This is a genomic window from Paenibacillus sp. P4_E11, from assembly GCF_056401635.1.
On the sequence record NZ_JBFUIX010000028.1, the window covers coordinates 1 to 13,299 of the forward strand.

Below are 13,299 nucleotides of genomic sequence, written 5' to 3' on the forward strand. Positions count from 1 at the left end.
GGGAATAGTAATGAAAGTGAATTTTGTGATTTGTATATGGTTATTAATATGGATTGGTTTGGTTGATTTTTAACTCCTTTAATGTTTATATCATTCATAGATATTCGAATATGGAAAGATTTATTCCAAGATATAGGGAAAAAACGGGCCGAAATTCATCATTTTTGTATTGACGTACCGAAGAAATGGCTGTATCATTCGAATTAACAAACCTCATATACATTACATGATAAGAGTTTATTGATCGGAAGATTGATTCATTAATCGGAAACACATCAGATCATGGAATTGTAATTTGTATAGTAACACCTCGGCTACCTGACCTCGCCATGTATACATCAAGTCATACATACAGATACCAATTTCATAAGAATAATGACTGTTTTTGTACATCTGATTCAAAATCTAAAGCGCTTACGATCACGTGAAGTCGGCGCTATGACATAGACCATAGTCGTAAGGCAGCAAGCCGAACCGTCCGACTGCAATTGACAGCATATTACGCGTACATTACGATCTAGGTAATAGGGCGAGCTGCGCCGAGCACCATAACTAGGGTTCAGACAGCCGGCCAGTCGGAATGGTGGGGAATTGAATGGGGAAACGTCCAAGTAGATTAACGTTTCAATCACGGTTGGATGAAATGGTCGGCATCTTGCGAAACGAGATTAGAAGCGGCAAACGAGTTGACGGGGAGTTTTTGCCCCCGGAGAAAGACATGGCGACCCAGTACCAGTTAAGCAACCAATCGGTGCGCAAAGGACTGGAAGTGTTGGTAGCCGAAGGATTGATCGAGAAAATACCACGGGTCGGCAATAAAATTACAGCCCCTGCGCAATCTGAGAACGTTACGGTCAAGTTTGGCTATCACAATACGATCGTTGACGAAACCGATTTGCCGGAGCTGCTGGCAAGATTCCGGGCGGAATATCCGCACATCAACGTTCAGGAGGTGGTGCTGCCGGGAAGCGGCTTGAATGTCATCAAGCAATATATGGATAACGGGATGCTTGATGTCGTTACATTCAATCACAGTATGTTCCGGGAGCTTGAGGAGACGGACGGGTTGGGCTACTTGCAGCCGCAGGTACCAAGTAGTGATGCGTACCCGTTTTTGACCGAGGGTTTCCGGGTCGGGGAAGAAGTACTCGTACAGCCGTTCGTCTTCTCGCCGGTCGTCCTGTGTTACAACCGCAATCACTTTCTCGAGATCAACCTGCCGGAGCCGGACAGCTTGTGGACCTGGCAGCATCTGATCGAAGCGGCGTCCAGGCTCGAGGTGCCGAAGGAAAGAGTCGGCCTTGCTTATTTGTTCTACTCGCTGAATCGGTTCCCGCTGCTGTTTCTGCAGCACGGCATCTCGTTCAACCGGGGAGAAGACGGCAAGCTGTGCATCGATCGACGGAGCATGAGCGAGTTGCTCCGGCTGGGGAGGACGCTGAAGGAACGGTGCCCGATTTTGTTCGATGGCAGCATAACAAGGGATTACGATACGGAGCAGCTGTTTCTCCAGAATAAGGTGTCCATGATCCTAACCTCTTATTTTCGACTCAATATGTATCGGAATTCGGAGCTTTCGTTCGATATATCGCCAATTCCGCACACGGGCGATCCGAAGACGCTGCTCGTCAACATCGGTCTTGCAATAAATCGGAATACGCAAGTGCACGACGCTGCTCGAACGCTGGTTAATTACTTGACGTCCTATGACACTCAGCTCGCTATTCGCCGCCATACATACTCGATTCCTGCTTCGAAGCCGGCGGCGGAATGGGTAGGGGAGGAGACGCTGCCCAGGCCGTCACGGTTCTCGCTGTTTCGCGAGATCTTACCGTCGCTACGTACCTGCAACGTTCTCATGATCGGGGAGGCGGAGATTCAGAAGCTTGCTTGGGAATTGCGCATGTACATGGCCGGTTTCGACGACGAGGAGCAATTTTGCAATCGGCTTGAGGAGCTGTGGGGGTAGGCGGGACACTTGAAGCTGGAAAGAGGAGAGTTATGCCGATTGGCAGGCCTCCTCCTCCGGTACGGGGCCGGGACAAAGGATAAGGAATACTTGAATGCGGCACAGTGTAAGCGCTTTCCATATCAATTAATGTTTGAATATTCAGTCTATTGTTCAAATCAAGATTACGGAGGTTTAACGAAAACATGAAAACGAACATAAAAAATGTTGGGGTCGTGCTTGCACTAATCGGGACCGTGTTGGTCTCGGCATGCGGCAAAGCCGGGGAGCAGGCGGAAGTAAAGACGAAAAAACCGATTACGCTCACTATATTTACAAACGGCGTAACGGCGAAGGAGTTCGACGAACGGTTCAGAGGCATGTTGAAGGAGAAGTTTCCGCATGTCACGATCGAATATATTCAATCAGCGAAAGGATCGACAATCACCGACCTGGTCGCCCAAAACAATATACCGGATATTATCCGGACCGACATTCCGTCGCTGTATAGCGAATATTTGGATTTGAAGATCGGATTTGATCTGAACGAATTAGTTAAGAAGAACAAATACGATATGACTCGGTTCAACAAAGTATTCATCGATGAAATCCTTACGGTCGGCCGTACAGGCGCTTTGTACGGATTGCCGGTTCCGCCTTATTTTCCGCAAGCGCTTTATTACAACAGGGATCTGTTCGACAAGTTCGGGATGCCTTATCCGAAGGACGGCATGACATGGGATGAAGTATACGAGCTCGCCAAAAAAATGTCGCGGACCGACGGCGGCACGACTTATCGTGGATTCAGCGCCAACACGACGGCCATGCTTAGGGACAATCCGTTCTCCCATCCGATCCTGGATCCGAACGCCGACCAGCTGGCGGATATGGAGAAATGGAAGACGATGTTTGCGAATCTCAAACGGTTTTACGAAATTCCGAACAATGCAATCGAGAAGACGGCTGCGGCGGAAAGTACGGCGTTCAGCAAAGGCAACGTCGCGATGATGATTAACCAGCACAGCGTGTACCTTACCATTCCGCCTGAAGTAAACTGGGACATCGTGTCTTATCCGCTGCAGACAGGGGCGCCGAAGCTGATGCCGCAGCGTGGTCCGGCTTACTGGTCGCTTACGAATGCGACCCCGCACAAGGAGGAGGCGTTCGAGATTATTACAGCGATGCTGACCGACGAGATGCAGATGGAAGATTCCAAGAGAGGGCTGCCTACGACGCTTGCTAAGAAGGAAGTCAAGGACGCGCTTGGCAAAGATCACCCGATTTATAACAAGAAAAACATGAATGCCATTAACTTTTACCCGCCAGTTACGTTTACACCGAAGCGGAAAGCCGACTTAGTCGACATAGCGGGCCTTAATCAGCAGAACTGGCTGGCGGAAACTTTCCTGAAAGTAGCAAACGGAGGGGCCGATATGAACACGGCTCTGCGCGAGTTCGACGAGCGTCTGAAGGCCGAGATCGGGAAGCTTAAGAGCCAGAAATAGCCGGTAATACCGGATAAGTCGCTCTTAGCGTAATAAATTAGGCATAGCCGGGGGACTGCTTAAGTTCCTCTGCTTGTGCCGTTATCCAAGACCAGCTCATTTGAAATCTAAAATCTGAAATCGAGAGGAGTTTAGATGATGAAGAGAAAAGTAACGTTATGGATGCTTGTGCTGCTGCTGTCCCTCGGTATGCTGCCGCCGCTGTCGGCGCAAGTCCAGGCCGAAGCGATGCCACTAACGAACGGGGGCTTCGAGTCAGGACTTGTGGGCTGGAGCCCCCTGTATGGCAATGCCGCCAATATGGTGGTCACAAGCGAGCATTATCAGTCCGGGGGCTTTAGTCTGAGAATCGAGGACAAGGAAGCCACCTCCGGGTACGCCGTTATCAGCGGACGGCAGCCGGTCACGCCGGGAAAGCAGTACATGGCGTCAGCCAAAGTTAACATCATTAGCGGAAACGGCATGATCTATTTGTATTTTTACGACGCTGCCGGGACGATGATCAAAAGCATATCGTCGTCGAAGTCGACACCCTTAGGCGCCTGGAGCGACATTATGATATCTTCGGAGCCGCCTGCGGGGGCGACGGAAGTGGCCGTCGTGCTGGCTACCAGCATGGTCAACGTAGGCCGTGTCTATTTTGATAATGTCAGTCTGAGTGCAGTGAGCCTAATCGCGAACGGAGGCTTCGAGTCGGGGCTTCAGCATTGGAATCCCGCTTATGGCAGCGCCCAGCGGATGACGGTAGTCGCCGATCCGAAATTTTCGGGTGCAAGCAGCTTGAAGATTGATGACAACAGCGCCCAGAGCTCGTTCGGCATGGAAAGCGACAAGTTCCCAGTCGTTCCCGGCAAAAGCTACACGGTAGAGACGAGAGTGCGGGTGGACAGCGGCTCTGCTGCGGTCTATTTGCGCTTCTACAATGCGGCGGGCATACAGCTTGATCAGGTGAGCAAAGGGCAGGGCGTTACCCAAGGCTTATGGCAGACGGTAACGGCGACGATGGTCGCGCCGCCGGGCGCCGTGAAGGCGACCGTCATCTTGTACTCCTCGTCTGTCAGCGTAGGGGTCATGTACTTTGATGATGTTAGCTTATCGGACAAGACGATGCTGCAAGGGATCGTTACCGATGCAGCAGACGCGGCTCCGGTACCGTGGGTGAACGCCTACCTGTACATGGCGGCCGATACGGGCTTTATGCAGCCGATTGATAAAGCGGTGACGAACGCTGCCGGCAAGTATACGTTTGGCAAGGGTATTCAGGACGGCAGTTATGTCGTGAGGCTATCCAAGGACGGATACGTCGCTGGTACGGTCGCTGTGGAAGTGGGCACGAATCCAGCCAGCGCCGATCTGGCGCTCGCGAAAGATACCACTGCACCGCGCTATACGGTAGGCGGCAAAGTTAGGGTGCCCGGCGCGGGAACACCGGTGGCCGGAGCCTCAGTCTCGCTGTACGACGATAGCGATGCGGGCTTCACGGCCTCGCTCAGCGCCGCCGTATCGGGGGCGGACGGCACGTTTACGCTCGATCGCCCGGTAGTGGACGGACGGTACTTGGCTCGCGCCGTGAAGCCGGGCTTCTACACCACGACGTTCCCCGTAGCGGTAAACGGCGGCAGTTTTACGTCAGTCGACCTGCAAATGCCGGTCAAGGACAACGTCACGGAGGCAAGTATACCGAAGCCTCCGGCAGCACATCCGCGGCTGTACGTAACGCCGGAGCTTGTAACGCAGCTGCAGGCCAAGATTGCCACGCCGCACTTCCAGCCGATCTGGACGAAGCTTGTTAAGGGCAGCCTCATTCCGGATTATACAGGGGTAAGCAGCGGCGCAACGCTCGCATTCGAAAATTATCCGTTCCCGGCCGCCGAACAGGCCCGATACGTCAAGCTTATCGGCAGGGGCAACGCGGTCAACCAATGGAACTCGATCACCGAAACGGAAATTTACTCGCAGGGCGCCGCGGGCGAGAAGGTGAAGCTGCCGGTGCAGAACGCCTCCTGGAGCAGCCAAGACCGGCAGTATGACGGCAACAACACGATCGACGGCAATCTGGACGCCGAATCCCGCTGGTCGGCCGAAGGGACCGAAGAATGGATCGTGTACGACCTTGGCTCCGCCCATGCGGTCAGCGAGATCGACATCGCCTGGTACAGCGGCAACACGAGGGTATCGTATTTCGACATTTACGTCTCACCGGACGGGCAGAGCTGGAAGCTCGTCGATCTCGGTATGGGCAAGCCGCCAGGCTGGCTCGATCCGCCTCCGCCGGGAGGCATCAACTACTCCGCCAGTACGAAGCAGGCTATTGAATTTAACGCGATGAAATATTTGCTGCAGGGCGATACGGCGAGTGGACGGCTGGCCATCGAGGCGATCCAAAACTTCATGGATACCGCCGTCTACGGCGGACTCGATACGTTCCGGCCGATCGGTGACACGATATTCGCGGCGGCGCTCGTCTACGACTGGTGTTATGCGCTGCTGGAGGAAGGCGAGAAGACAGCTATTATAGCAAGCTTGAAGCAGCTGGCCGGCAAGATGGAGATCGGCTATCCGAATATCCGGTACGGCACGATTACCGGGCACAATTCGGAAAATCAGCTTCTGAAAGATTTCCTGACCGCCGGAGCGGCGATTTACGACGAGGATCCGGAAATGTATGATTTGTCGGCCAAACGGTTTTTCGAAGAATATGTGCCGGCGCGCAATTTCTGGTATTTGTCTGGCATGAATCATCAAGGGGCTTCTTACGGCTTCGGCGTCCGTTACGTTCCGGAATTGTGGGCGCAGTGGCTGTTCGATAGGATGGGGCACGGCAGCGTCTTCGTTCCCGAGCAAGGAGACGTCATCTATCGCGGCATCTACATGCGCCGTCCGGACGGCCAGATGCTCGTCGACGGCGATACGGGCAATGGGCATAATAACGCTCCTGGGGTATATTGGAAATATACGCCTGCGCTTATGCTTGCCGCTTCGTATTACAAGGATCCGTATTTGCAGGACGAATTCATGCGGCAATATACGCCGGGGGCGGATTTGTTGATGGAAATTTTGTTCGTCGATCCCAGCTTGCCGACGAAGCCGTCCGGCGAGCTGCCGCTTACCCGTTACTTCGGCTTCCCTTATGGCACGATGATTGCGCGAACGGGCTGGGAGGCTGACGGACAAGGCGGCCGTTCTCCCGACGTTGTCGCCGAGATGAAAATCGGCAGCTACCAGTTCGGCAACCATCAGCATCTCGACGCTGGCGGATTCCAGTTGTATTACAAGGGTGGTCTGGCGATCGATTCCGGTATGTACGGCGGTACGAACGGCCAATACGGCAGCGATCACGACCGGCATTATTACAAGCGGACGATCGCACATAACGCGATGCTCGTCTACGATCCGGCGGATCCGCAGTTCAGCGACTGGGCGAACGACGGCGGTCAGCGACATCTGCCCGAAGCAGGCAAGTTCGAAGATTTGCTCGGCAAAAACTACTACATGAGTCCGGTCGTCGGACAGCAGTTCGGACCAGATCCGGTATCGCCGAATTTTAGCTATATCAAAGGGGACTTGACCGCCGCTTATACCGATAAGGTGCAGCAGTATGAGCGCTCCTTCGTCTTCCTGAACTTGAAAGAAGCCGATCACCCGGCGGCGATGATCGTGTACGACAAGGTGAAGGCGTCCGATCCGAATTTCAAGAAGTATTGGCTGCTGCATAGCATGGAGGAGCCGCAGGTGAACGGCAGCACGACGACGATCGTACGCAGCGAAGACGGGTACGAAGGGAAGCTGGTGAACGAGACGCTTCTGCCGGGCCCGGGCGGCGTAAACATAGAGAAAATCGGTGGTCCGGGGCACGAGTTTGACGTGTTCGGCACGAATTACCCGCAAGCGACGCGGTCAGCGCCAGGCAAGCATACGATCGAGGCAGGAGCATGGCGGGTGCAAATATCGCCGGCGGTGCCAAGGGAGACGGACCGCTTCCTGAACGTGCTGCAGGTGATGGACAATGATGGTACTGCTCCGCTGCGGGCGGGAGCGATCGACTCCGAGAAGATGGTCGGAGCTGAGATCGCCGATTATGCGGTATTGTTCAGCAAGTCCGGCGTACGTGAGCAAGGAACCGTATCGTTCGCCGTATACGGAGGAGGAGAGCGGCAGTATGTAGTGACGGACCTCGCGAGCGGTACGTGGAAAATCTCAGGCGGAAGCGGAGATACGTATGGAGAGGTGAGCAAGGACGGGGGAGTCCTGTACTTTACTGGGGAAGCGGGCACGTATACGCTGACCTATATGGGCAGCGCTGACCTGGCGCCTCCAGTTACGAAGGCAGCGGCAGACGGCGTGACCGGGCCAGGTACCTTTAACAACCGTAATGTGACGGTTACGTTCGACGTGTATGACCTGCTGTCCGGGGTAGACCGGACGGAGTACCGGCTGAACGGAGGCGCCTGGACGACGGTAACCGGTTCGGTCTATCTGCAGACGGACGGGGTGCACGTACTGGACTACCGTTCTGTCGACCGTGCAGGTAATGTGGAGACGCCGAAGCAGCTAATCGTCGGGATCGACAAATCGCCACCGACCGCGACGATCGCTTACAGCAGCACAGTACCGACCCGCGAGCCGGTGACGGCGATTTTAACGCCCAGCGAGAAGGTAACGATTAAGAATAACGGTGGCTCGGACCGCTACACCTTCACCGCTAACGGCAGCTTTACTTTCGAATTTACGGATTCGGCAGGTCGCGTCGGAACCGTAACCGCTACCGTAAGCAACATCGTAGCGAGCAGCACCGGAGCACCCGGCAAACCCGTTTTGTCGGACGACAACGGGCGCGATATGGGAATACGGGACGGCACTTATACGGTCACGATGAACATGTGGTGGGGCAACAACGGAACTACTTACAAGCTGTATGAAAACGATGTGCTGTTCGATACGAAAAGTTTGGCCGACCGCGGGCCGAACGCCCAATCGACCGTAACATCAGTCACCTACAGGGACAACGGCACATACCGGTATTACGCGGAGCTCAGCAATGCTTATGGCACGACGCGAAGCGACGTCCTGACCGTCGTTGTCACGCAGGCGGCTCCCGCCCAGCCGGTCATTGCCCATAATAACTGGGACGGGGACGGCAATTATCAGATCGAGATGAACATGTGGTGGGGCACGAACGGTACAACGTACCGATTATATGAGAACGGCACTCTGATCGATACGCAGACGATGGCTGTCCGGACGCCGCAAGCGCAATCCGCCGTAACGGCGGTGAGGAATAAGCCGCCGGGCACGTACGAATACCGGGCCGAGCTCGTGAACGCGGCGGGCGTGACATCCAGCACGAAGCTGATCGTTAAGGTTGTTAAATAAGGGTGATGGAGAGAGACTATGGGATTGAAAATAGCGGTATTGCCGCAGCCAGTCATACAAAACAAGATATTCGGGGATTCCCAGTGGAGCCAACTGGAAACGTATGGCACCGTGACCCGCAACCTGGAGAATGGGAAGCTGGAGATAGAAGGCTACAAGAGCATACTGGAGGGAGCCGACGTGGCGATTACTTCCTGGGGTTGTCCTGCCATGACAGAGGAGCTGCTAGCATGCGCTCCGGGGCTCAGGGCGATCTTGCATGCCGCCGGCACGGTGAAAGGAATCGTGACGCCCGCCGTATGGGAGCGGGGTATCCGTGTCTCGAGCGCCAATGGTCCGCTCGGCATAGGTGTTGCTGAGACGGCGCTCGGCCTGACGATCACGTCGCTTAAATCTATGTGGCGGCTGTCACAGTCGGCCCGAGGCGGCGGATGGGCCGCCGGCAGAGAGAAGATCCGCGAGCTGTACGAGGTGACCATAGGTGTCATCGGAACCGGGAAAGCGGGCAGCCATTACATTCGTCTACTACGTAATTTCGACGTAGACATTCTCGTCTACGACCCGATCGTGACGGCAGAACAAGCGGCGGCTATGGGAGCTAAGAAAGCGGAGCTCGAGGAGCTTCTGGCCGCGAGCGACGTCGTATCGATTCACGCCCCGTCGCTTCCGGCGACCTACAAGATGATCAACCGGGAACGGCTTGCCGTTATGAAGGACGACGCGATATTGATCAACACGGCCCGTGGCTCGATCGTGGATGAGGCTGCGCTGGTGGCGGAGCTGGAGCGAGGCCGGCTGTTCGCCTGTCTCGATGTGACCGATCCGGAGCCGCCTGCGCAGGGCCATCCGTTTCGAACTTTGCCGAATTGTATCCTGATCCCGCATATAGCGGGGGCGGTGAATAACGGGGTGAAGAGGGTTGGTCAGTTCGCGATCGATGAATTGAAACGGCTAGTGGCAGGAGAGCCGCTTCAGGGCGAAGTTCTCGAGGAGCAGCTGAGTACACTTGCCTAGAATGTAATACCTGGTGAAAAAACGATGGAGCATAGCTGCAGCCGGCAAGTCGGCTGCTTGGCTATGCTCCTTTTCCAATTAGTCGACACATTTCCATCCGAAGCGAGCTTGTTCTTCCTACGGACTAACACTAGATGAACTCGAAGGCGGCCTTAGGGTCGTGTTCGTCCGGCTTGTCGGACAGCCTCCTAGATGCTCAGGATCTCCCTCAGGTCCGCTTCCGACAAGGAGGACAGCGCCTCGTCACCCGGCTGGATAACTTGGTCGATCAGATCCTTCTTCTTCTGCTGCAGCTCGTACATCTTCTCCTCCACCGTACCTTGAGTGATCAACCGAATCACTTGCACGACATTCGTCTGCCCGATCCGGTGCGCTCGGTCGGTCGCCTGCTGTTCCACGGCAGGATTCCACCACAGATCATACAGAATGACCGTATCGGCTCCGGTCAGGTTCAGCCCTGTGCCGCCGGCCTTGAGCGAGATCAGGAATAGATCTTGCTCGCCTTCGTTGAATCGGCGGCACAGCTCGACCCGCTCGGCAGCCGGGGTCTGCCCGTCCAAGTAGAAGCAAGATTCGCCGCGCTTCTCCAGCTCCTTACGGATGATACTGAGCATGCTGGTGAACTGTGAGAACAGCAAGATTCGCTTGCCGCTGCTCAAGGCTTCCTCGACTATGTCCATCAGCTGTTCAAGCTTGCCGGAATCGCCCGTGTAGTCTTCGATAAAGAGGGAAGGGTGGCAGCACAGCTGGCGAAGCCGGGTCAAGCCGGCGAGAATGCGCATCCGACTTTTCTGGAAGCCTTCCCGGCTTAACTGCTCGCTCGTTTCCTTCTGCAGCTTGGCTAGATAGGCCATGTACAGCTTCTTCTGCTCGATAGTGAGCTCGGAAGTCTGCAGCGTCTCGATCTTGTCAGGCAGTTCCTTCAACACATCTTGCTTCATGCGACGCAGAATGAACGGACGCACGCGTCGGGCAACCTCATCACGTCTAAGCTCATTGAACGCCTTGCGCCCGGTGAACAGTTCCGGGAAGACGGCATCGAAGATCGACCACAGCTCTTCCAACGAATTTTCTACAGGTGTTCCTGTTAGGGCGAATCGCTGCGCAGCCTGGATTTCCTTGACGGTCTGAGCGGTTTGGGTCGCATGGTTCTTGATCGCTTGGGCTTCGTCCAGAATCAACGTATGGAACGTTACGTCTGAGTAGAGATCCATGTCCCGTCGAAGCAACGGATAGGACGTGATAATCACATCTTTCTCTGCCAGCGAGTTAAGCAACTCGGTCCGCTCCTGCTTGGCACCCGCGACAACTTCAGCCCGCAGCTTAGGGGCGAACTTGATGATCTCGTTGCGCCAGTTATAGATCAAGGAAGCCGGGCATACGATCAGGACTGGGGCACCAGTGGAATGAATGTTGGGCAGCTCCGATACGATGTAGGCAATCGCTTGTACGGTCTTACCCAGCCCCATATCGTCAGCGAGTATGCCTCCGAACCGATAATGCGAGAGTGTCTTCATCCACTGGAAGCCGTATTTCTGATAGTCTCTCATCATGTCGCCTGGCTCAGCTGGAATATTGAAATCGAGATGATCCGGATTGCTTAGATTGGCCAGTAACTGGCGGAACGATTTCCCAAGCTTCAGACTGCGCGAGCTTTCACTTCCAGCAAGCAATTGCAACCCGCGAGCAACCGAGAGCTGCATGCGGCTTCCCTTGATCTCGGTTTTGCGAATGTCCATATCTCGCATAACCCGCTCAAGTTCGCGGAATCCATCATTCTGTAAAGACAAGAACGATCCGTCCGGAAGTCGAACATACTTCCTTTTCTCCACGACATTGCGTAAGATATGGCGGATGTCCGGCTCAGCCATGCCGGGCAGATCGAATTTCACCTCCAGCCACTGCAGCTTCTCATCCCAATCTACCGATACTTTGGGCGTAGTGACTGAGCGGTTAATGAGGGGCTTGAATTCCGAAGTTGCGTATACGGTCATTAGCTTCTCCAGCTCCGGCAGTGTCTGATACAGAAACTCATACACCGCATCCTCATCTTCAAGCCATAGCCGACCCTCGTCCCGACGGAATCCAGCCTTCTCCAAGTATCCCATCAGCCGCTCCTCTTGCTCTATATCTCTCATCAGAATCCGGTTCGGTTCGGCAACTACCTTATGCGAATCCAGCGGATTGATCGACATATCATCGTACACGAATTCAAGTCCGGCTATCAGCGTATCGTGGATTCGGTCCAGATACAGCTTGGCTCGCAGCGGGACGTCGACGATACGTTCCGTGATTTGCCTGGCGATACTGACGCTGCCGACACTCTTGAGGCCCCGGATCATCGTATTCAGCTGGGGCTCGAACTCCTCCGCTTCCATCCGAACCTGCTTGTTCGGCGCATAGTGGAGGCTTGTCTTCAACTCTGCAAGCCGTTTCAACTGTGCAGGTTTCATCTGGTGCAGCTTGCCCTCGGCCAGCGCATAACCGTACTTTTCCATCACTTCAATCCGGTCCAGATTATGAAAATCGAGCTGATAGTAAGTGCTGGCAGGCTTGCTCAATTCGGCGCGAAGCGGCGGTTCGCCTTGAATGATCTCCACCTTCGGGTGCGAATAGAGTCCGTGTTGGAACGTGACGTTCACTTCCTCGCCCAGCAAAGGTACTAACCTGTCCCACATATGGGGCGGGATATAGAGGAGGCGGTCGTTACGCACGGAGTAGCTGGTCGGGAAGGAATTACCGAATGCTTCCCGGTAGGCGTTCTCATTGCGTATCGCCTCCAGGAGCAGTTGTATAATGGCCCAATCGGGCTGTTTGAACACGTGATCTTGGGGGTCATATGTGAAGTTTTTGGAGAAGGTAAAAGGTGCTCCTCTCTCCACGGTATGCAGGAAATCCTTAATTTTCTGCAGCACATAGAGGCGTTTCGGCCCCAGCTTCATATCAAGTGTGATCATATGGGCATGTGAAGAGTGCACAGTTGCTTGGCAAATATATTCCACGTCTAGCGGCTGCTTCCCTTCGGCCCTATTCAGTGTAGGAAGGGCGTTCGAAAAGGATGGAGTCGACCGATTGAAGATTGTAAGCACGCTCTGAGCGAATTGCTTGTCTCTAGAGGTTACATCTGACGATGAAGATTGGGTTAGCGTGGTCTGGTCCGTATTCAATATACTTATTAATACAGCGGCGATATGCTTGCAGTAGTCATCGACATAGTTGTTGCTGTCATAGATCGGACAGGTGCAAGTCGCCCAAATCTCGTTATCATCGATAGATGCTGTGACCTCATATTGGGAAGTCCCTAATACGATGGCGTGGAATTTTTGTTCGGACTTGGCGAAGGAGAGACGCCTTACTTTCCCTTGTTTGTAGAAATCAGTTCCATGCGTACAGGATGACTTCCCGCAAACACGCAGGATGGCATCGAATGTTAATAGACTGTTCATTGCGTGCTCCTTC

Annotated in this window: 5 protein-coding genes; 4 read left to right on the plus strand and 1 reads right to left on the minus strand. The window is 54.3% G+C overall.

Annotated elements, in window-relative coordinates:
- Window positions 1-595 precede the first annotated feature (595 nt).
- The 4 genes from AC1DWB_RS13095 (at window position 596) to AC1DWB_RS13110 (ending at window position 9,840) form a co-directional block, all read left to right on the plus strand.
- Entirely contained in the window at window positions 596-1,969 is a 1,374-nt protein-coding gene (locus AC1DWB_RS13095) for an ABC transporter substrate-binding protein (RefSeq protein ID WP_477541514.1), read from the plus strand.
- Window positions 1,970-2,154: 185 nt separating this feature from the next.
- On the plus strand, window positions 2,155-3,453 hold the full coding sequence (locus AC1DWB_RS13100) for an ABC transporter substrate-binding protein (protein ID WP_477541515.1): 1,299 nt from the start codon (window positions 2,155-2,157) through the stop codon (window positions 3,451-3,453).
- Between the two features lie 135 nt (window positions 3,454-3,588).
- Window positions 3,589-8,826 carry a heparin/heparin-sulfate lyase HepB gene (gene hepB, locus AC1DWB_RS13105; RefSeq protein WP_477541516.1) on the plus strand — a complete coding sequence of 1,746 codons (5,238 nt, stop codon included), beginning with the start codon at window positions 3,589-3,591 and terminating at the stop codon, window positions 8,824-8,826.
- Window positions 8,827-8,844: 18 nt separating this feature from the next.
- Window positions 8,845-9,840, plus strand: coding sequence for a hydroxyacid dehydrogenase (locus tag AC1DWB_RS13110; protein ID WP_477541517.1), 996 nt, complete (start codon window positions 8,845-8,847; stop codon window positions 9,838-9,840).
- Window positions 9,841-10,028: 188 nt separating this feature from the next.
- Here AC1DWB_RS13110 and AC1DWB_RS13115 read toward each other — a convergent pair whose 3' ends face one another.
- Window positions 10,029-13,286 carry a DEAD/DEAH box helicase gene (locus AC1DWB_RS13115; protein WP_477541518.1) on the minus strand — a complete coding sequence of 1,086 codons (3,258 nt, stop codon included), beginning with the start codon at window positions 13,284-13,286 and terminating at the stop codon, window positions 10,029-10,031.
- Between the last annotated feature and the right edge of the window lie 13 nt (window positions 13,287-13,299).

Excerpts from the sequence above, each read along its gene's own strand:
- AC1DWB_RS13095 (WP_477541514.1), top strand. The coding sequence starts at position 596 with ATGGGGAAACGTCCAAGTAGATTAACGTTTCAATCACGGTTGGATGAA.
- AC1DWB_RS13100 (WP_477541515.1), top strand. The coding sequence starts at position 2,155 with ATGAAAACGAACATAAAAAATGTTGGGGTCGTGCTTGCACTAATCGGG.
- hepB (WP_477541516.1), top strand. The coding sequence starts at position 3,589 with ATGATGAAGAGAAAAGTAACGTTATGGATGCTTGTGCTGCTGCTGTCC.
- AC1DWB_RS13110 (WP_477541517.1), top strand. The coding sequence starts at position 8,845 with ATGGGATTGAAAATAGCGGTATTGCCGCAGCCAGTCATACAAAACAAG.
- AC1DWB_RS13115 (WP_477541518.1), bottom strand. The coding sequence starts at position 13,286 with ATGAACAGTCTATTAACATTCGATGCCATCCTGCGTGTTTGCGGGAAG.